The sequence below is a fragment of the Nitrospiria bacterium genome (assembly GCA_035517655.1).
Classification (GTDB): Bacteria; Nitrospirota; Nitrospiria; order JACQBZ01; family JACQBZ01; genus JACQBZ01.
Genome location: DATIYJ010000011.1, coordinates 31,528 through 52,161, shown reverse-complemented (window position 1 = coordinate 52,161; position 20,634 = coordinate 31,528). Strand labels below are relative to the sequence as shown.

General features: G+C 55.3%; 22 protein-coding genes and 1 tRNA gene. 19 read left to right on the top strand and 4 right to left on the bottom strand.

From position 1 onward, the window contains the following. Nucleotide 1: 1 nt before the first annotated feature. From VLY20_01870 to rnhC, 19 genes are all read left to right on the top strand, one after another. Nucleotides 2-610, top strand: a complete 609-nt coding sequence (locus tag VLY20_01870) for a tetratricopeptide repeat protein (GenBank protein ID HUK55387.1) — start codon at nucleotides 2-4, stop codon at nucleotides 608-610. After that, nucleotides 607-1,779: an alanine racemase gene (gene alr, locus VLY20_01865; GenBank protein ID HUK55386.1), complete on the top strand. Its 1,173-nt coding sequence runs from the start codon at nucleotides 607-609 to the stop codon at nucleotides 1,777-1,779. The genes VLY20_01870 and alr overlap by 4 nt, the downstream gene beginning before the upstream one ends. Beyond that, nucleotides 1,776-2,543, top strand: coding sequence for an ABC transporter permease (locus VLY20_01860; GenBank protein HUK55385.1), 768 nt, complete (start codon nucleotides 1,776-1,778; stop codon nucleotides 2,541-2,543). Before alr ends, VLY20_01860 begins: the two co-directional genes overlap by 4 nt. Before the next feature lie 14 nt (nucleotides 2,544-2,557). After that, nucleotides 2,558-3,316, top strand: coding sequence for an ABC transporter ATP-binding protein (locus VLY20_01855; protein ID HUK55384.1), 759 nt, complete (start codon nucleotides 2,558-2,560; stop codon nucleotides 3,314-3,316). Nucleotides 3,317-3,470: 154 nt separating this feature from the next. Continuing rightward, a complete protein-coding gene (locus tag VLY20_01850; protein HUK55383.1) occupies nucleotides 3,471-4,916 on the top strand; it encodes an MlaD family protein in 1,446 nt (481 codons plus the stop codon). A 98-nt stretch (nucleotides 4,917-5,014) separates the two neighbouring features. After that, nucleotides 5,015-5,692 (top strand): heme ABC exporter ATP-binding protein CcmA, encoded by a 678-nt coding sequence (gene ccmA / locus VLY20_01845; GenBank protein ID HUK55382.1) that lies wholly within the window; start codon nucleotides 5,015-5,017, stop codon nucleotides 5,690-5,692. Then, entirely contained in the window at nucleotides 5,679-6,356 is a 678-nt protein-coding gene (locus VLY20_01840; protein ID HUK55381.1) for a heme exporter protein CcmB, read from the top strand. Before ccmA ends, VLY20_01840 begins: the two co-directional genes overlap by 14 nt. A gap of 7 nt (nucleotides 6,357-6,363) precedes the next feature. Continuing rightward, the gene (gene ccmC, locus VLY20_01835) at nucleotides 6,364-7,068 is read left to right on the top strand and encodes a heme ABC transporter permease CcmC (protein ID HUK55380.1); all 705 of its coding nucleotides are present in this window, start codon (nucleotides 6,364-6,366) and stop codon (nucleotides 7,066-7,068) included. A gap of 10 nt (nucleotides 7,069-7,078) precedes the next feature. Beyond that, nucleotides 7,079-7,576, top strand: a complete 498-nt coding sequence (locus VLY20_01830) for a cytochrome c maturation protein CcmE (protein ID HUK55379.1) — start codon at nucleotides 7,079-7,081, stop codon at nucleotides 7,574-7,576. After that, entirely contained in the window at nucleotides 7,569-8,021 is a 453-nt protein-coding gene (ccmE, locus tag VLY20_01825; protein HUK55378.1) for a cytochrome c maturation protein CcmE, read from the top strand. The genes VLY20_01830 and ccmE overlap by 8 nt, the downstream gene beginning before the upstream one ends. Before the next feature lie 24 nt (nucleotides 8,022-8,045). Beyond that, nucleotides 8,046-9,995: a heme lyase CcmF/NrfE family subunit gene (locus VLY20_01820; GenBank protein HUK55377.1), complete on the top strand. Its 1,950-nt coding sequence runs from the start codon at nucleotides 8,046-8,048 to the stop codon at nucleotides 9,993-9,995. Next, on the top strand, nucleotides 9,992-10,546 hold the full coding sequence (locus VLY20_01815; protein HUK55376.1) for a redoxin domain-containing protein: 555 nt from the start codon (nucleotides 9,992-9,994) through the stop codon (nucleotides 10,544-10,546). The genes VLY20_01820 and VLY20_01815 overlap by 4 nt, the downstream gene beginning before the upstream one ends. Beyond that, entirely contained in the window at nucleotides 10,543-11,028 is a 486-nt protein-coding gene (locus VLY20_01810) for a cytochrome c-type biogenesis protein (protein ID HUK55375.1), read from the top strand. The genes VLY20_01815 and VLY20_01810 overlap by 4 nt, the downstream gene beginning before the upstream one ends. Before the next feature lie 111 nt (nucleotides 11,029-11,139). After that, nucleotides 11,140-11,988, top strand: a complete 849-nt coding sequence (locus tag VLY20_01805) for a tetratricopeptide repeat protein (protein HUK55374.1) — start codon at nucleotides 11,140-11,142, stop codon at nucleotides 11,986-11,988. 155 nt (nucleotides 11,989-12,143) lie between these two features. Further along, a complete protein-coding gene (locus VLY20_01800; protein ID HUK55373.1) occupies nucleotides 12,144-12,692 on the top strand; it encodes a TlpA disulfide reductase family protein in 549 nt (182 codons plus the stop codon). Between the two features lie 2 nt (nucleotides 12,693-12,694). Then, the gene (locus VLY20_01795; GenBank protein ID HUK55372.1) at nucleotides 12,695-13,441 is read left to right on the top strand and encodes a cytochrome c biogenesis protein CcdA; all 747 of its coding nucleotides are present in this window, start codon (nucleotides 12,695-12,697) and stop codon (nucleotides 13,439-13,441) included. Between the two features lie 6 nt (nucleotides 13,442-13,447). Next, complete coding sequence (locus VLY20_01790) at nucleotides 13,448-14,545, top strand: Do family serine endopeptidase (GenBank protein HUK55371.1); 1,098 nt, start codon at nucleotides 13,448-13,450, stop codon at nucleotides 14,543-14,545. Beyond that, a complete protein-coding gene (gene lgt, locus VLY20_01785; GenBank protein HUK55370.1) occupies nucleotides 14,546-15,337 on the top strand; it encodes a prolipoprotein diacylglyceryl transferase in 792 nt (263 codons plus the stop codon). It begins immediately after the preceding gene. Nucleotides 15,338-15,342: 5 nt separating this feature from the next. Further along, nucleotides 15,343-15,996: a ribonuclease HIII gene (gene rnhC / locus VLY20_01780; GenBank protein ID HUK55369.1), complete on the top strand. Its 654-nt coding sequence runs from the start codon at nucleotides 15,343-15,345 to the stop codon at nucleotides 15,994-15,996. Here the strand turns inward: rnhC and VLY20_01775 are convergent. The 4 genes from VLY20_01775 to dnaG form a co-directional block, all read right to left on the bottom strand. After that, a complete protein-coding gene (locus VLY20_01775; protein HUK55368.1) occupies nucleotides 15,953-16,741 on the bottom strand; it encodes a C4-type zinc ribbon domain-containing protein in 789 nt (262 codons plus the stop codon). The genes rnhC and VLY20_01775 overlap by 44 nt on opposite strands. An 11-nt stretch (nucleotides 16,742-16,752) precedes the next feature. Then, nucleotides 16,753-16,825, bottom strand: a tRNA-Ile gene (locus VLY20_01770). A gap of 34 nt (nucleotides 16,826-16,859) precedes the next feature. After that, nucleotides 16,860-18,683 (bottom strand): RNA polymerase sigma factor RpoD, encoded by a 1,824-nt coding sequence (rpoD, locus tag VLY20_01765; GenBank protein ID HUK55367.1) that lies wholly within the window; start codon nucleotides 18,681-18,683, stop codon nucleotides 16,860-16,862. A gap of 107 nt (nucleotides 18,684-18,790) precedes the next feature. Then, nucleotides 18,791-20,584: a DNA primase gene (gene dnaG / locus VLY20_01760; protein ID HUK55366.1), complete on the bottom strand. Its 1,794-nt coding sequence runs from the start codon at nucleotides 20,582-20,584 to the stop codon at nucleotides 18,791-18,793. Between the last annotated feature and the right edge of the window lie 50 nt (nucleotides 20,585-20,634).

Sequence of the window (20,634 nt, the reverse complement as noted above, 5' to 3'; positions counted from 1 at the left end):
CATGAACAGCACCATCCAAACGCTGCTCGGACTGGGACTTCTTTTCGCAATGGGGGGTTGCGGATCCCTGCCGCGGATCGTCGTTCTCCACGACCCGTTGACCCCCGAAGAACATGTGCAACTCGGCGTAAGTTATGAATCGCAAAAAGATTGGGACGCGGCCGAGAAGCAATATCAGGCCGCTCTGGCGCAAGATCCGGACTTTTTACCCGCGCTGGCCGATTTGGGAAATGTGTATGCTCACCAGGAACAGTACGCCTCCGCCGAAAAAATGTACCAACGCGTGTTGCGCCACGATCCGAACCATCCCATGGCCAACAACAACCTGGCCTGGATTTATATCGCACAGGGGACCCACCTGGCCGAAGCCGGGGAACGGATCGACCGGGCCTTGGCGAACGATCCACAACACCGCGCGTTTTATGAGGACACCCGTGCCCTTCTTCTCTTAACCCTCGGGCAACCGGGCCGGGCCCAGGCCGCGTCGCGTCGGGCCGAAACCGCCGCCGGATCGGAACTGCCGGGCTTCGCACAGCAACACAATGAGACACGGTCGAAGATCGAGGCGGCCACGGCCACCCGGGGTTCCCAGGGGGCGGAGGGTCCGTGACGCTCGCCAAAACGCTGAAAAAAGCACTCGCGGTCCAACCGCCCCATCCCACCGTGGCCGAAATCGACCTGGCGGCCTTCCGCCAGAATCTCCGCTGGGTCCGTGAACGAATCGGTTCGCATCGCGGGATTCTGGCGGTGGTGAAGGCCAATGCCTACGGTCACGGCATCGTTCCAATCTCGCAGGCCGCCGTGTCCGAAAATGTCCGGGGATTGGGCGTCGCGTTCATCGAAGAGGGCGTACAAATTCGACGGGCCGGGATTACCGTGCCGATTCTGGTCATGGGCGGTTTTCTCCCTGAAGAAAGCGAAGGATTCTTGAAACACAATCTCACCCCGGTGATTTCCCACCCGGATCAACTGGAACCCTTAAAACGACTGGCGCAAAAAGCCCCCCGTCCCATCGGTGTCCATCTTAAAATTGATACCGGCATGGGCCGACTGGGATTGTTGGATCATGAGATTGGGCCCTTCATCGAACGGGCCCGCGCCGTTAAAAAAATCGAGATCCTTGGGTTGATGTCCCATTTTTCCGACGATGAACTGACCGATTGCCGATCGGCCGAAGATCAGATCGAGCGCTTCGAAAACGTTCGGCGCACGATCGAATCGCTCGGTCTTAATATCCCGTTGCTCCATATGTCGAACAGCGCCGCGATCGTGGGCCTGGAACGCGCCTGGTTCAACCTGGTGAGGCCCGGCATCGTGTTATACGGCTACGCTCCTGCATCTTCCGCGGTGGATACCACCCCGATTAAGCCCGTGATGACCCTGAAAACGAAAATCATTCATCTAAAACGCGTCCCGGCCGGGACGCCGATCAGCTATGGTCGCACATTCACCACGCCCCGGGAAAGCCTGATCGCTGTCCTGCCGATCGGCTATGCCGACGGCTACAGCCGCGCCTGGTCGAACCGGGGACAGGTGCTGATCGGCGGGCGACGCATTCCGGTCATCGGACGGGTCTGCATGGACATGACTGTGGTGGACGTCACGGCTCTGCCGGCCGCAAGGACCGGAGAGGAAGCCGTCCTGATCGGCGCTCAGGGATCCGAGTCCCTTTGGGCCGACGAACTTGCCCGGCAGCTCGGAACCATCCCGTATGAAATCCTGTGTGCCGTCAATCACCGGGTGCCCCGTCTTTATCGTAACGGAGTCGATCCCTCATGAGGTGGCTTGAACTGATCGGCTCCCGGACGACGAAATTCATCGAAGAGGTCGGAAATGTGTCCGTGCTTTTTTTGAGAACGGTGAAATGGTCTCTGCGTCCCCCGCTCGGATTTCGGAACATCCTGAAGCAGATGGAGGAGGTCGGCGTCCGTTCGGTTCCGGTCGTCCTGATTACGGCCGTTTCGACCGGCATGGTGCTGGCCCTTCAAAGCCACACCGGCTTCAAACGGTTCAATGCCGAGAGCCTGGTCGGAACCGTCGTAGCCCTATCGATGACCCGCGAGCTCGGGCCGGTCCTCACGGCCTTGATCGTTGCCGGCCGGGCCGGCGCGGCCATGGCGGCCGAGCTCGGGACGATGCGGGTCACCGAACAGATCGACGCCCTCAGCACCATGGCCACGAACCCGATCAAATACCTGGTCGTGCCGAGGTTGCTGGCCGGGATGTTGATGCTGCCGATCCTGACGATCTTCGCGGACGCCATCGGGATCGCCGGCGGCTATTTAGTCGCCGTCCAGATGCTCGACGTCAACCCGGTCGTCTACATGCGACGCACCACCGATTATCTGGAATACGATGACATCTTCGGCGGCTTGCTCAAGGCCTTCGTGTTCGGGATGATCATCGCGACGATCAGTTGTTATAAAGGATTCAACACCCAGGGAGGCGCGGAAGGCGTGGGCAAGGCCACGACCGGCGCGGTCGTCATCTCCTCCATGCTGATCCTGATCTCGGACTATTTTCTGACCTCGATGCTGTTCTAATAAGAAGGAACGTCGTGGGCGAACCGATTATTCAGCTTGTGGACGTCTACAAATCCTTCGCGGACAATCGCGTGCTCCAAGGCGTCACGCTCACGATCGAACGCGGCGAGACGATGGTGATCATCGGCGGGAGCGGAAGCGGAAAGAGCGTGATCCTCAAACACATCATCGGGCTGATGAAGCCGGATCGCGGAAAGGTCATCGTCGCCGGACAGGATCTCTCCACGTTGAAGGAGCGCGCGTTGGATGAGCTGCGAAAGAAATTCGGGATGCTCTTTCAATACGCCGCGCTGTTTGACTCTCTCTCGGTGTGGGAAAATATCGGTTTTTCGCTGCGCCAGAAAACCCTGATGACGGACGACGAAATCCGGCGGATCGCGACCGAGAAGTTGGGGATGGTCGGACTCCGAGGGGTCGAAGACCGAATGCCGGCCGACCTCTCCGGTGGAATGAAAAAGCGGGTCGGACTCGCCCGGGCGCTGGCGATGGAACCGGAAATCCTGCTGTACGATGAGCCGACGACCGGACTGGACCCAATCATGGCGGACGCGATCAACGAGCTGATCCTTGAGATGAAGCGCCGCCTTCAGGTGACGGGAGTGGCCATTACCCACGATATGACCAGCGCGTACAAAATCGCGGACCGCATCGCCATGCTGTACCAGGGGAAAATCCAGGCCGTGGGAACGCCGGACCAAATCAAGAACAGCGACAATCCGATCGTTCATCAATTTGTCACCGGCAGCTCGGTCGGGCCGATTATGACGGTTTAGGTATTTTCCGGAAGGATCCTCCGGCTCGTCCTCTCTGCAGGTGGTAACCCAACGAGCACGGCGAGCGAGAGGGGGGAAGCTCCATTCGGCTTTGGCCGATGGAGGGGGCAACGGGAGCCCCTACCCATAGAATAGAAAGGACACCGCCACTATTATGCGCTTGAGCACCGAAGCCCGAGTTGGACTGGTGGTTCTGCTCGGGGTTCTCATCCTGACCTATATGACGTTTAAGGTGGGCGGCTATCGTTTTGGCACCGAAGCCGGCTATCGCATTTTCGCGCTTTTCGACACCGTGGCGGGGCTGGATACCAAATCCAAGATCCGGGTCGCCGGGGTAGAGGTGGGCCAAGTTGAAACGATCACGCTGCTGGACGGACAGGCGAAGGTCACCTTGAGGATCAATCCGGACATCAAACTTCGCAAAGGAACCCAGGCAGCCGTCCGCGCCACCGGACTCCTGGGAGATAAGTACCTCGAACTCGTTCCGGGAAAAGAAGAGGGTTATCTGAAGGACGGCGATAGCATTCCCCAGAGCGAACAGGTGGCCGATTTGGACCGGCTGATCAACCAATTTAGCAGTATTGCGACCGACATCAAGGCGGTCAGCGCCTCCCTGCGCGAAGCGCTCGGAACGAAGGAAGGCGAGACATCGATGAAGGAGATCGTGGCCAACATCCGCGATCTGAGCCACAACCTCAGCGGCGCGGTGAAAGACAACCGCGAGAATTTTACCAAGGCCGTTGCCAACATTCAGGACGTCAGTGCATCGCTCAAAACGGACCTGCCCAAGTTGATGGAAAGTCTCAATCGCACCTCCGAAAAACTGGAGGCGATCGCGACCAAGGTTGAAAAAGGCGAAGGGACATTGGGAAAACTCGTTCAGAACGACGACGTGTACAACAAGCTGGACTCGGCCCTTCAAGGGTTGAACAATATCACGCAGAAGGTCGAAAAAGGAGAGGGCACGATCGGGAAGCTCTTCACCGATGACAAGGCCTACGATCAGATCACCACGGCCCTCGAGGGCTTCGGCAACGCCGTGAACCGCATCGAGCGGTTCAAAACCACGATCGGATTCCGCAACGAGTACCAACTTGACACTCACGAAAACAAAGGTTACTTTTCGGTTCAACTCCAGCCCCGAGAAGACAAATTTTATCTATTGGAGCTGGTGGACGATCCCCGGGGACGGGTCATCAAAACCATCACGCAGTTCGATAACAACGGCCCCGTGACGCAGTATGAAACCCAGCACCGCTTGAAGTTCAGCGCCGAGTTCGGCCGCCGGTTCTCGGATCTGGCCCTGCGGGTCGGGCTGATGGAAAACAGCTTCGGCGGGGGCGCCGATCTCTATCTCTTCAATGACGCCCTGAAGCTCAGCGCGGATATTTGGGATTTCAACAGCGATGATCCGCTGAACCCGCATCCTCACATCAAGACCACGGCCGGCTACACCTTCTTCAAATACCTCTTCGTCCAAGGCGGCTACGACAACTACCTCAACCGGAAGCTCGACACCGGCTTCATCGGCGGCGGCCTCCGATTCGAAGACGACGACCTTAAATACCTCCTGGGCAGCGGCGCGCTGAGAGTCCGATAAAGAATGATCCGTGGGGCCGTCTTTCCCGTCATTGACAAACCGGCCGAGATTAAAGTATCGTTACACATTTGATTTGCGCCGACGGGATGAACCCAATCATGTCCGCGATCCGAGGAATACAACTCAGCAAATCGTACCGTCATTACCAGGTTTTGAAGAACGTTTCATTCGAGGTGGCGTCGGGAGAATGCTTTGCGTTGTTCGGACCGAACGGCGCCGGGAAGACCACGCTGTTAAAGGTTTTGGCGACGCTGCAGAAGCCGTCCTCGGGCCGGTTCGAAATGATGGGTTATGACGGAATCCGGAATCGGAATCAGGTCCGTGAAATTCTACTGATGATCGCCCACGGGTCGTACCTGTACAGCGAGCTCGACGCCGTGGAAAACATCCGCTTCGCCCTGGGGCTTCGCGGACGGGTCCCGACCACTCATGAGATCAAGGTCACGTTGGATCGGGTCGGGATCGGAGCCTTCGCGGCCTTCAAGATCCGTTCCTTTTCCGAGGGAATGAAAAAGCGGCTCTCGATCGCCAAGGCAATGCTGATCCGTCCCAAAGTTCTTCTGATGGACGAGCCTTACTCGTCCCTGGATGAACGGGGGATGACGATGATGAACCACTTCATCCGGGAGAGCACCGCGCAGGGTGCGGCCGTTCTCATGACCTCCCACAACCGGGTTCAGTCCGCCGAGGTCGCCGGCAAGGCCGGTGTGCTGCATCAGGGAGTGCTGCGTGAAATCCCCGTGAAGGATCTGGTCGCCGCCCATGAACTTTTTTAACGTGATCCGATGGCTTGCGTGGAAAGACCTGATCAGCGAGATGCGAAGCCGGGAGAACATCTCCTCCATGTTTTTTTTCGCGCTCATCGTCATTCTCATCTTCAGCTTCAGCTTTTCGATGGACCAGAAAACGGCCGAGGAGCTGATGCCGGGGATCATGTGGGTCGCCTTCATCTTCACCGGAATCATCGGCCTCGGCAAATCCTTCACGGCCGAACTGCAGAACGACTGCCTCGAAAACCTCCAGATGAACCCGATTCCACGGGGGGCCATCTATCTGGGAAAGCTGGCGAGCAATTTCTTGTTCATGTTGACCGTCGAGGTGATCCTGTTTCCGCTGTTCGTGATTTTTTTCAACCTGGATATCTTTGATAAGATTCCGCTCATTGTGCTAATATTGGTGGCTGGAACCTTGGGTATCTCGGCGGTCGGCACGCTTTTTTCGGCGATGACGGTCCAGATCCGTGCCCGTGAGGTGATGCTTCCGATCCTGCTTCTGCCATTGATCGTTCCGGTCCTCATCGGCGCGGTTGAAGCCACGGGCGGCGTCTTACAGGGAGAATCCGCCGCCCTTTATCGGCCATGGATCCAGTTGCTGATCATTTTTGACGTCATCTTTACGATCGTCTCCTTTTGGGTGTTTGAATTTATTCTGGATCACTGAGTCAACCATGTCCATCATCCGTAACATCCGACGTTTTGAAGGCTGGTTTGGAGCGGCCGGAGCCGTCTGCATCGCGATCGGCCTCTACTTCGGCCTGGTGGCCTCGCCGCCCGATTCGTACCAGGGCGAGGTTGTCCGGATCATGTACGTCCACGTCCCCTTCGCCAGCACCTCGATGGCGGCCTACGGCGTTTTGACGATAGCCAGCCTGTGGTATCTCTGGAAGCGCGACCCGATCGTCGACAACATGGCCCATGCCACCGCGGGCATCGGCGTCTTTTTTACGGCCGGGGCGCTCTTCACCGGATCGGTCTGGGGCAAACCGACCTGGAACACCTGGTGGACGTGGGACGCCCGCCTGGTCTCCTTCACCATTTTACTGCTCATTCTGATCGGCTATCTCATGTTGCGGACATTTATCGAAGAGAAGGAACGGGAGGCGCGCTACGCCGCCATTCTGGCGATTGTCGGAGCCGTGGACCTTCCGATCGTTCATTTTTCTGTGGAGTGGTGGCGCACGCTGCACCAGCCCCTTTCGATTTCCCAACGCGGGATAGCGATCGCCAGCGTTATGCTCTATCCCCTCATCTTCATGTCGGTGGGCTTCTACCTGCTCTTCACGTATATGGTGGGAGTCCGCACCCAGATGCTTTACCTGCAGCAGCTTCTGGAGGCCAAGAAAGGCCGCCTGCTGGGGGAGGTTCGTTTGTGAGCGCGGGGCGATGAAGGGATTGTATCTCCGCTGGGGAGGACTGCTTTTGGTTGGTCTCTGGATCGCCGCCGTCGGAACGCAGCGCTATAACCGCGACGTGCGGCCTCTGACCCCGGATCAGGTCTTGAAAGATCATCCCGCCGAATCCGTTCGCATGTTGGGAATGATCGAGGCCGGAAGCCTTCGGAAAGACCCCGTCACTTCCCACAGGCTGTTTTTCATCGTGGGAAAGGGGCAGCGCGTTCCGGTCGACTATCAAGGAAGCGACACGGACGACCTCCGTGAACTCAAGACCCTGGTCGTGGTCGGACGGTGGGATAACACCGCGCAACAATTCGTGGCTCAGGACATCGACCTGATTCCTAACTATGGATTTATTATCGCAGCGTATCTCGTCATGATTCCCCTGGCCCTTTTTCTTTTTATGATGGAACGGCGTGTCCGATTATTGTATAATGAGATCAAACAATCCAAGCAGTACGAACCCGATGTCGGTGACTTTGAGTAAGAGAAAAAAATACGGCCTGATTCTCAGCCTGATCGCGATCGCGGGAGGATTGCTTTACCTGGGATTGGGGCAGTTCGGACAGAATTTAGTCTATTTTTTCACCCCATCCGAAGTGGTTTCTTTCTCGCCGGCCTATTACGGCAAAAAGGTCCGGGTCGGAGGAATGGTCGTCAAAGGGAGCCTTCAGGTCGTCCCCAATACGCTGAAACTAAGTTTTGCATTAACGGACGGTGAGGCCGCAATCCCGGTAGACTTTGAAGGAATTCCGCCCGACCTGTTCAAGGAAGGCAAAGGGGCCGTCGTTGAGGGTTTCTGGGATTCCCAAAAACGGTTTCACTCCAACCTGATCATGGCCAAACATTCCGAGGATTATATGCCGATTGAAATGAAACGAGCCGGGGTGCAGTTTCCCAAGAAAGACCTCTTGAAAACCCTACAACAATAAACGACCCCCGCGAAAGAAAACCGGATGTTTATTGAAATCGGTCATTTTTCCGTCGTTCTGGCCTTGGTTCTCTCGGTCGTCGCCATGGTCAGCCCGATCGTGGGCCTGAAAACCGGCCGTCCCGATTTGGTTCGGGTCGCCCGTCAGGCCGTAACGCTGAATTTCTTTCTCGTTTCGATCGGCATGGCTTCATTGATCTATTCTTTTCTGACCAATGACTACTCCGTAAAATACGTGATGGCCACCTCCAACAGCAAACTCCCGGTCTTCTACAAAGTGGCGGGTCTGTGGGGAGGCCACGAAGGATCTCTGATGCTTTGGGTCTGGATCCTGACGGCCTACAGCACCCTCGCGGTCTGGCTGCACTGGAGAACCCAACCCGTCATCATGCCGTATCTTTTGTCGATCCAATCGTTGATCATGTTCGGATTCCTGAGCATGATCGTTTTTCTATCCAATCCTTTCGAACGTCTCTATCCGGTCCCGCCGGACGGACGAGACCTCAATCCGCTTCTTCAGGATCCCGCGATGGTCGTTCATCCTCCGATGCTCTACCTCGGCTACGTCGGCTTCTCGATCCCATTCGCTTTCGCCATGTCGGCCCTCTTTTCCGGACGGCTGGGGGAGGAATGGATAAAAGTCACGCAACGGTGGACGCTGTTTGCCTGGATTTCTCTGACGACGGGCATCCTCATGGGCGGGTACTGGGCGTACTATGAGCTGGGCTGGGGCGGATATTGGGGGTGGGACCCGGTCGAAAATGCCTCCTTCATGCCTTGGTTGGTCGGCACCGCCTTCCTGCATTCCGTCATGGTCCAGGAGAAGAGGAAGATGTTCAAGGTCTGGAACCTTTTTCTCATCATCGTGACCTTTTCCCTCTCGTTGATCGGAACCTTTTTAGTCCGCAGCGGGGTTCTCTCGTCGGTTCATTCCTTTGCAACCGATCCCGGACGAGGACTGTACATCTTGGTCTTCCTGGCCGTCATGATGTCGTTGGGTTTCGGAACGCTGATTGCCCGTTCGGGCAGGCTCCGGAGCCAGATTGAGATGGACTCGGTCGTTTCAAAAGAGTCCGTCTTTCTCTTTAACAACCTTTTCTTCCTCGTCGCCGCGGCGACCGTTTTTCTGGGAACCCTCTACCCCCTTCTGGTCGAGACGCTCAAGACGGCGAAGGTCAGCGTCGGCCCCCCTTATTACAACGCCGTTTTTATGCCGGTGGCGCTCGGTCTGCTTCTGATGATGGGAATCGGTCCCTCCATCGCATGGCGAAAGGCCTCGTTGGACAATCTTAAAAAGAACTTTCTCCCCGCCGCGTTCGTGGCCGTTGGAATGACCGCCGTTGCGTGGCTTATCGGAATCCGAACGGTGTTCGGAGTGGCGGGCGCCTTGGTCGTCTCCTTTGTCTCCACGACCATTTTTGTGGACTTTGGAAAGGTCTCGGCCCTTTGGGCCCGCCGCCATGAGACCAATTACCTGATCGGTTTTTATCAGGGGTTCACGAACAATCAGAGACGTTCTGCAGGTCTTGTCACCCATCTGGGCGTGCTGATCATGGTCGTCGGCATCATCGCCTCCACCATCTACCAGGTTGAGAAGGTGGTTCCGATGCGGATCGGCGACACCATCCAGTTAAAAAACTACACGATCAAAATGGTCGGGCTGCATGAGGTCTCGGGAGCGAATTGGACAGCCCAGGAGGGTCTCTTCGAGGTTTACAAGGGCGACCGACTGCTTACGGTCCTCAAACCTCAAAAACGCATTTATCCCGTGTCCGAGACCCCAACGACGGAGGCCGCCCTCTATACCATCCATCTGGGACATATTTTTCTGACTATGCCCGATGTCGGATCGGACAGCGTGACGGTCCGGGCGCTCATCAACCCGCTTGTTCTGCTGGTCTGGATCGGGGGCGGCATCATGGGATTGGGGGTCATCCTCAACATTTTCAGGCCGAAGACAAAGGTGTCCGGATGAAAATCTGGCATTTTATTCTCGTCATCGCGTTGGCGGGACTCCTGGCTCTTTTCTATAAAGGACTGTGGGGCGACCCCAGGGCGATTCCGACCGTCCTGATCGGCACCCCTGCAGCGACGTTTTCCGGGCCGGAGGTTCGCACCGGAGAAATTCTGTCCTTGAACCGCTTTCAAGGCAAGGTGGTCCTCGTGAATTTCTGGGCCTCTTGGTGTCTGGAATGCCGCACGGAACAGGAAAATCTTTTGGCCCTCAATCGACGATTCAGTCAGCGCTCGGATTTTGTGATGCTGGGGATCGATTATCAAGATCGTCTGGAAGATGCCCAGCAATACCTGAAGATGTACGGCAGCAACTTCGACCACGTGCGGGATCTGAAGGGAACGATCGCAATCGACTACGGCGTCTACGGTGTTCCGGAGACCTTTGTGATCGACCGGCAGGGCATCATCCGCTACAAGTACGTCGGCCCGCTGGTGGGTCCCGGCTACGCCCACTTGGCCGACGATGTCCTACAGCCCTTGCTGGAAGGACGCTCCATCTCCCGTTCATGAAGAAAGCCCCGATCGCGTTCATTCTTCCTATGCTCCTGCTGCTCTCGAGCCCTCTGCCCGCCGTCCTGGGTGCAACGGTCGAAGAGCAGCAGATCGATCTACAGGTGCGCGACATCGCCAAAACACTCCGCTGCACAATCTGCCAGAACGAATCCATCTGGGAATCGCAGGCGGAATTGGCGCAGCAGATGCGCGATCTCATCAAGGAAAAACTGCTCGAAGGCGATTCGCCCGATCAGATACGGGCCTATTTCCTGAGTCGGTACGGAGATTATATTCTCCTGACGCCGAGAAAGAGCGGATTGAACTGGATCCTGTGGGCCGGCCCCTTTGTCCTGTTGGGCATCGGCGGGATTTTCCTCTACCGAACCGTGGCACGATGGGTCGCACAAACAGCCGCCGTAAAACACGAAGACCCGCCGCCCATCGATGACCGCCTCCGCAAACGCATCGAAGAGGAGTTGCAAACCCGGGGAGATTAATCGGGTACCCCATCCATGCTCGTATTCGCCCTTACAGCCGGCCTCATCCTCATCGCCGTCATCCTTATATTGGCTTACCCTCTATGGAACAAGGATGCCCATCCGATTCCCATGGGCCTCGAAGCATCCATGAATCAAGAGCGGATCGACCTCGAGATTGAAAAACAGACCCTCCTGAACTCGTTGTCCGAATTGGATCTCGACCTGGCCCAAGGCCGGTTGAACCCCTCCGATCATCAACGTCTCAAAGCGGTGGATGAGGCCCGGTTCGGTCGAATCTTGGACAAACTCGATTCCTTCTCCAAACAAGATCCGCCGTTAGGAAGTCGAACCGTGAAATCGGCATCAGGATCCTCCGGGCTGCTGAGGTGGGCCGGGTCGGTCACTCTCGGTCTTGTGGTGGTGGGAAGCGCCGTCGGGATCTACGAATACATCACGGCCAAGATCGGTCTCGAAGCGCAACGACGGTTCGCGGAAAGCGGAGACGCTGCCGGTCCTCAAGGAATGCCGAATCCGGCCGAGATGGTCGCGCAGCTTGAGCAACGTTTAAAAAACAATCCCAACGATCTGCAAGGTCAGATCATGGCCGGGCGCTCCTACATGACCTTAAAGCGGATTGACGATGCCCAAAAGGCCTGGAGCAAAGTGGTCGAACTGGACCCCGGAAACTTTGAAGGAAATTTTTTCCTGGGGTTAATCCAACTCCAGACTTCTCCTCCGGATGATCGGAAAAGTTCGCAGGAGGCTCTCGGTCGCTTCGAAACGGCGTTGGTCACCATGCCGAGGGACCCGGCCGTGCTTTGGTACAAGGGCGTGGCTCTCGTGCGGCTGAAACAATACGATTTAGCGGACCGAAGCTGGACCACTGCCTTTCAGAATCTCACGCCTGGCACGGAAGATGCCGAGTTCGTTAAGAAAGCGTTGCAGAGCCTTCGAGCTGGAAATCCCCCCGCGCTCTGAGGGATAAACCGCATATCCCGCTTGTCCTTCGGAGGGATCTGTTGTATAATAAGACGATTTGAAATTGCCTCTGAAAGGTTTGAGGTCCTCTGATCATCGGTTTTATTCATTTACCCCGTGATTCAAACATTCCGAAGGTTTTCGGCACAAAACTCATGAGAGCGTCCGTTTACCCAGTCACCATCTCAATTGGTTTGGCGCTGCTTCTTGTCAGTTGTCAGCAGGCTTCTACCCAGGCCGGCGCAACCGCCATCGCCACTGAAGAAGCGCCACGAATCGGGTATCTCGCCCCGAATTTCCGGTTAACCAATCTTCATGGCGAAGAAGTCAGCGTGGCCAGTCTGGAAGGCAAGGTCGTTTTTATCAATTTCTGGGCCACTTGGTGCGGCCCTTGTCGGGCTGAGATGCCTTCTATGGAAGCTCTGTATCATGACTTCAAGGATCAAGGACTGGAAATACTGGCCGTTTCGAGCGATATGGACGGAGCATCGGCCGTTCAACCGTTTATTCGAAAACTCGGCCTGTCGTATCCTATCCTGCTGGACCCGGATTTCCGGGTGGACGATAAATACCTGATCCAGTCCGTTCCGACAACCATCTTGGTGGATAAGAAAGGGGTCATCACGCACCGACTGGTGGGTGGGCGGAACTGGAGCAATCCGGAATCACGAGACCTGATTGAGAAACTTTTAAAGGACAAGTAACCATGTCGGAAGCTCCCCCAACCGTTTCGTTTATGATCGCCTTCACGGCCGGATTTTTGTCCTTCGTATCCCCGTGTGTTTTGCCGCTGGTACCATCGTATGTTTCCTACATCACAGGCCTTTCTCTGGAACAATTAACCGATCCCGCCGGACAAAAAAAGGCTCGTTGGGTAACGATCAAAAACTCGCTTCTCTTTATCCTCGGTTTTTCGCTGGTTTTTATCGCATTCGGCGCATCCGCCACGGCGGCGGGTCAAGCCCTGTTGACCTATCAGGGAATCCTTCGAAAGGTCGGCGGGATTTTAATCGTCGGTTTCGGCCTGTATCTGATCGGTATTTTGAAGATCCCTTTTCTCATGACGTATCGACAATACCAGTTTCAAAACCGACCGGCGGGGGCCCTCGGATCCGTTCTGATCGGCGTCGCATTTGCAGCCGGGTGGACCCCCTGTGTCGGGCCGATCCTGGGAACGATTCTCCTCTACGCCAGCGCCACCCAATCCATGGCGGGTGGGATCGAACTGCTTTTGGTCTACTCGATCGGACTCGGCCTTCCTCTCCTCGCCACCGCCCTCGGCGTCAACCTATTTCTGATCTCTTTTAGAAAATTGAAAGACTACCTGTGGATCGTCTCCTTGGTCAGCGGAATCTTTTTGATTATCGTGGGGGTTATGATTTTCACAAATTCCCTCCGATGGCTGGCCGCGTGGCTGACCCGCTATGGAATCGGGTGGTCCATTGGACAATAAACCGTCATGAACATTCAAACCCGTACTTGGTTCGGTTTTTGTTTTGCGCTTCTGGCATCTGGATCGACGGTCGTCTTTGCGGACCCGGGGAACCAGCACCCGCTCCAGCCGGAACCGAAATTTTTCTCGTTCGCCGATATCGTCCGTAAAGAAAAACCGGCCGTCGTCAACATCAGCACGACACAAAAAACTCCGGCCGCGGAGAGCCCGCTTCCCGAGGATCATCCCCCGTTGGGGGATTTTTTTGGAAAGATATTTCCAAAGGAATACAAAGGAGAGAGCTTGGGGTCGGGATTCATCATCAAGAAAAACGGATTGATCCTCACCAACAACCATGTGATCGAAAAAGCGGATAAGATTATCGTGCGTTTATCCGACGAGCGCGAGTTCGAAGCGAAGGTGATCGGCCGAGACGATAAAACCGATCTGGCCTTGATCAAAATTCCGCATCAGGACAATCTCCCAACCGCCCGGCTGGGGGATTCCGACCAACTCGATGTCGGAGAATGGGTCGTTGCGATCGGCAACCCCTTCGGTCTGGAACAAACCGTCACGGTCGGGATCGTCAGTGCCAAAGGACGCGCCATCGGCAACGGACCGTTCGATGATTACATTCAGACCGACGCCTCGATCAATCCCGGCAACAGCGGCGGCCCGCTTTTCAATACCAACGGGGAAGTCATCGGGATCAACACCGCGATAAGCCCTTCCGGTCAAGGGATCGGGTTTGCCATCCCCATCAATCAGGTGAAAAAAGTCCTGGATCAGCTGGAAACGTACGGGAAAATCACGCGCGGATGGTTAGGTGTCATGATCCAGGAGTTAAACGACGACCTCGCTCGCTCTTTCCACCTTAAGAGTAAGAACGGAGCACTGATCTCGGATGTATTTGAAAACAGTCCCGCGTTTAAGGCCGGGCTCCAGCGCGGGGACGTCATTGTCGAATTTGACGGCAAAGAAATTGTCCAGATGCGCACGCTGCCCTTAATCGTTGCGGAAACACCGGTGGGAAAAGAGGTCAAACTAAAGACCGTTCGCGACGGTCAAGAACGGACCGTCCTGATCCGGGTCGGTCCGATGGAAGATAAGGGAGAAAAAAAGTAAATGCATCCCATCCTGCTCCAGATCGGCAACGTGGAAATTCGATGGTATGGAGTCATGATCGCCCTGGCCTTTCTGGCCGGAACTTTTCTCGGCGTCCGCGAAGCCCGTCGAAGAGGATACGATCCGGAACTGGTCTATGATCTCCTCTTCTATGTTATGATTGCCGGCATCGTCGGAGCCCGTCTTTACTACGTCATGGTTTCCAATCCGGTTTATTTCGCCCATCATCCTCTTGATATCGTCGCGATCTGGCGCGGCGGATTGGCCTTGCACGGCGGATTGATTGGAGGAATGCTGGCCGGAGTCTGGTTCTGCAAGAAGCGGCAACTGGCTTTCTGGAGCTTCGCCGATCTCCTGACCCCTTCGATCATGTTGGGGCAGGCCATCGGTCGCGGGGCCTGCACTTTAAACGGCTGCAGTTATGGAAAACCGACCACGCTCCCCTGGGCGATCACCTTCACCAATCCGGCGGCGCAGGCTCCGCACAATATCCCGCTCCACCCGACCCAGTTTTACGAAATGGCCACGGACCTGCTCATCTTTGCGGTCCTGTGGAATCTCCGAAAAAGAACCCGGTTCGACGGCCAACTGTTTCTGATGTATGCGGTCGTCTACGCCGTCGCACGGTTCGTACTGGAATTCTTTCGCGGTGATTCCCTCCTGTTCGGTGGTCTTTTCCCGGTTCCCCAAGTGTTCAGCGTTTTTCTGTTTATCACGGCGCTCGCAGTGTATGTCTGGCGACAATCGACCTCCGAACGCCTTCCCTCCGGCACCGTATCCATTCAGCAGTGAAACCGGTGTCCACCCAAGACTCGTGGATCGGTCTGGATGAATCCGGAAAGGGGGATTATTTCGGGCCGCTGGTGGTAGCCGGCGTTCAAGTCGACCCGGAGATCTCGGTCCGACTGACGGCATGGGGCGTGAAAGACAGTAAGCGGTTGACCGACAAGCGCATCTTGGAACTGGAGCCGATGATCCGACAAGCCTGCCGACATGCGGTCGTGGCGATCGGACCGGAGCGATATAACGCCCTGTACGAGAAAATGCGTAATTTGAATAAGTTGTTGGCTTGGGCGCATGCCCGGACCCTCGAGAACCTCCTTACGGAGACCGAATCCCCCCGGGCCATCGCGGATCAGTTCGGGGACGAGCGGTTCATCAAAAACGCTCTCATGGAAAAAGGACGTCAGATCGTGCTCGAGCAGCGCCCCCGCGCGGAAGAAGACCCCGCCGTGGCGGCGGCCTCCATCTTGGCGAGGGCGGAATTCTTGAAACGGCTCAAACAATTGTCGGAAGAGCACCGGATGGACTTACCCAAAGGGGCGTCGGATCAAGTACGACAAGCGGCGGTCAAATTGGTGAAGGAACGGTCGGCCGAGGCCTTAAAAAAAGTGGCGAAATGGCATTTCAGGACGACGCAGCAGGTGCTCCAGGAGTGCCCGCCTCATTAATCATCACGGCGGCTTGTTCGATGGAAGAGGGCCAAAAAAGAATCCTCTGACACTGGGAACAGGTCAGAATGCGTTGTCGGGCCTTCACCTCGGCCACCATCTGGGGCGGAATGTTCATGTGGCAGCCGCCGCAGGTTCCATGCTGGATCGGAACAACGGCCAACTCCCGGTGAAGATTTTTAAGCTGCTGATAAATCTTCAGCAGTTTCGGATCGATGGTCGGGATGACCGCAGCCCGTTCTTTTTCGACGACGTCCCGTTCCGCCTTTAACGCTTCGGATTGGTTCTCCAGTTGGCTCCGCTCCGAATCGAATTTTTGCTCGGCAGCCTTGATGGTCTGGGCCAATTCCGTTTCTCTGCGTTTGTAAACATCAATCTGCTCCATTAAGATCAGCAATTCCTCCTCCACTCGACCTTTCTCGGCCTTGAACGTTTCGATCTCCTGGAGATGTACCTGATACTCTTTGTTGGTCTTGATCTCGCTTTGGCGATTACGGGCTTTTGAGAGCCGCTCCTCGCAGGTTTCAAGATCCCGCTCTTTGTCCCGCTTACGCTGGTTACACGCCTCCCAATCCGCGTGACTTTGAGCAAACTGTTTCTGAGCTTCGGTCAAGAGTTTTTGGGCGGTTTCCACTCGTTGCGGAATACGGGCGATCTCACTTTTTATGATGCTCAGACGGTTGTCGATCTCCTGAAGGCGGATGAGATGCTCCAGTTGGTCTTTCAAACGGGTTTCCTCTGACACCGGATCTCCTCTGGGCCCACCTGGGATCGAACCAGGTACCTGACCCTTATAAGGGGTCTGCTCTACCAAATGAGCTATGGGCCCGAAACCACTCTGCAATCCATAAAACGGCTTGAAATTACAAACTTTCCACAAAACTTTTTAACTTCTTACTCCGGCTGGGATGACGCAGTTTTCGAAGCGCTTTCGCCTCAATCTGGCGAATTCGTTCTCGGGTGACCTCGAAATCTTGTCCCACTTCTTCAAGGGTATGGTCGGTGTTCTCTCCAATCCCAAAACGCTTTCTTAAAACTCTCTCTTCACGCGGCGTCAGCGTCTGGAGTATGTTCGTGATCTGCCGTTGAAGATCGTACCGGATCGCCGCCTCGATCGGAGAAACCGCTTTTTTGTCCTCGATAAAATCACCGAGATGGCTATCCTCTTCCTCTCCGATCGGCGTCTCCAATGAAATCGGCTCCTTGGCAATCTTCAGGATCTTTCGAACCTTTTCGATGGGCAAATCCATCTTTTCGCCGATCTCTTCCGGCATGGGCTCACGGCCAAGTTCCTGCACCAAATGCCGAGAGGTGCGGATCAACTTGTTAATGGTCTCGATCATATGGACCGGAATCCGGATCGTTCGAGCCTGATCCGCGATGGCCCGGGTGATCGCCTGCCGTATCCACCAAGTCGCATAGGTGCTGAATTTGTATCCCCGTTTGTATTCGAACTTGTCCACGGCCTTCATCAGCCCAATGTTTCCCTCTTGGATAAGATCCAGAAATTGGAGCCCGCGGTTGGTATACTTCTTCGCTATACTTACCACCAGCCGGAGATTGGCCTCCACCAAGTCGGTTTTACCGGATTTGATCTTATTTTCCCCCTGATCGAGGAGTTTGACGGCTTCTTTGATTTCCTCGGCCGTCACCATGGCCAGGGTTTCCGCCGCCCGGATCTTTTTCCGGGCCTCCCGGTAAATCTTGTCGACGTCATGGAGCGCTTCGGCGGAGAGATTGGTCTTTCGACGAACCGACTTGAGGCCAGCCGGACCTCTTCCGATTTTTTTGAGGAGCAGAAGGCCCTCTTCGCCCGATACCCCCAATCGTCGTTTGCAATTAGTGATCTCCCGCTCGGCATGCATGATATCGACAGCCAAGGCCTTGACTTGACCGATCATTTTCTCGATCAACGTCGGATGCAGGTTGACTTGTTCGATCCTTTCCGCGATCTGGAGTTTTATCTCGCGAAGTTCGACCTTAATCTTGCGACGCTTTGCGGAGTCGGAGCCGGATCGTTTTAATCGTTGATACCCTTTCATGAGATCTCGGTACGGACCTCTCATCTTTGAAATGGCTTCGATGGTGCGAGCCGTCAGTTCGGCGTCATCCTGTTCTTGAACCACCCCTTCCTCGTCGAACTCCTCATCAAAGGCCGAGACCACTTCCCGAATGCTGATTTTTCCGTGCCGCAGCTTTTCACTGATTGACAAAAGGTCCTTGATGATCATCGGGGTCCCGAAAACAACGGTCGCGACCTCCTTTTCGCCCTCTTCGATTTTCTTCGCAATTTCGATCTCACCCTCACGGGAGAGCAACGGAACGCTTCCCATCTCCTTCAGATACAATCGGACAGGGTCGGCGGTCCGGCTCAGAACTCCGGGCGTCAGATCGATCTCCTTGACCTTTTCCTCCTCTTCGCCCTCCTCTTCCCCCTCCTCCAAGCCTTTAAACTCCGTCCTCCCCTCTTCGGGCTCCGTCATCATCTTCTGATAACGTTCCTCTTCTGGCGTATCGATAATCTCGATATCCATCTCCCCGAACATCATCATCAGGTTATCGATTTGTTCGGAGGAAACCATGTCCGCCGGAAGAGCGTTGTTCAGTTCATCATAGGTCAGGTATCCTTTTTCTTTGCCAAGCGAGATCAGCTGCTTGACTTCATCGACTTTCTCATCTTTGGACATGAAACCTCCTCCGGGGCATTCAGCCGTCCGCGGCCATCGAACCCGTCGTAAAAAACACCGCTTTTCATATCGGCGGGATCAAAAACGTGTCGATCACCGTTCATGGTCTAACTGTTCACTTCCAAACTCATTTTTTTAAGTCCGATCAATTGATCCAGCAAGGATTTGACATGGGACCCATTTCCGGACTGTTCCGCGTCCCGGATCTGGGTCTCCAGGGTCTTCATGGCCGTTCGGATTTTCTTCACCCGAAGAGTCCGTATGCAATCCTTCAACGTCTGCTGGGAATCCTCATAATCAGGTTCCTTCACCATCAACGCCGATAGGATCGAAGCCCGCCGGGGATCGGCCATGTCGGTATGGATCGGCATGTCCGAACGCAGGGCTTCCCCTCCCGTCCGTGATATTTCAACACATCGACTGAAAATCTGTCGGAGTTGACCATCTGTAAAATGATCTTGATCGATCTGCTGAAGCAAAGTCGGGACCGTGACACGACGATGCAGCAAAAGATGGATCAGGATTTGTTCCTCCTGTGGCAGTCGCGATAGGGAACCTTCCGTAAACGGCGCGGCCGTCGTAACGGTTTCACCCAATTGAGCCATTTCTTTTGCGAGGTCCCGTTCTTCCAATCCGAGACTTTCCGCAAGATGTTTGACATAGTAACTGCGCTCGACCGGTCGTTTCACTTTTCGCACGACGGGAAGAATGCGATCCACGATCTTGAGCTTTCCTTCAATGGTTCCGGAAGTGGGTTCGGACAAGCCCCGCCGGATTGCAAAATCCAAAAGCTTGGTGGACTGATTCAACAACCGATTAAAAGCCTCGGCACCGCGTTTTTTAATAAAACTGTCCGGATCTTCTTCACGGGGCAACAAAACCACTTCCCCGGCCACAGAACTTGGAATAATCAAATCCAGGGTTCGCAGCGCAGCCCGGATTCCGGCATCATCCGGATCAAAAATTAATTTAACCGTCGGTACAAACCGGTGTATCCGCTCCAGATGATCCGATGTCAGAGCGGTCCCCAACGTCGCGATGACCGGATGAATACCAGCCTGATGGGCCGCGATGGCGTCAAAGTAACCCTCCACCACGGCCAGGTAGCCGCACTTACCGGCGGCCTCTCTCGCTTTGTCCATGGCATACAGTTGGCGGCCCTTGCTGAAAATCGGGGTTTCCGGAGAATTGAGATACTTGGGAAGACTGTCATCCAGCACCCTCCCGCCAAAACCCGTCACCCTATTTTGCAAATCAAAGATCGGGAAAATTATCCGATCTCTAAAGCGATCGTAATAATGCTTTCGTCCCGGAGCCGACTGAGCCTTGGCAATAATAAGGCCGGCCTTTTCAATCTGTTCCGGAGACCAGCCCTTCTTGACGAGAACCTGTTGGAGTCCGTTCCAGCCGGGAGGTGCAAAACCCAGAAAAAACGCATCAAGGGTCTGCTTCAAAATTCCCCGTGCGTGAAGGTATTCCCTGGCCCGTTGAGCTTCCGGGTTGTTTAACAATACCGAATGATAATATTCCGACGCATCCCGATGGATCCGATAGAGTTCGTCTCGGAGTTGTTCGGCTTTATTGGCCTCCGCCCCCCGTTGCTGAAGAATCGGTATGCCCAGCCTCTCAGCCAACAGCTTGATCACCTCCGGAAACGTCAACCCATCCATTTTCATCAAAAACCCGATGAGGTCTCCCCCAACACCGCACCCAAAACAATGGTAAACCTGCTTGCCGGGACTTACCGTGAAGGAGGGGCTCTTTTCGGTATGGAACGGGCAGAGCCCGACCCAGTTCTGTCCCGTCTTCTTAAGCGAGACGTACCTGGACACCCATTCCAGAATATCGCTCTCTTGCTTTATCTTCTGGACAAGCTCTTCTGAAAAATATCCCCGCTCCATGATCGACCCATAAAAATTTTCTAGGTAGAAAGTGAAGATAAGAGAATGGC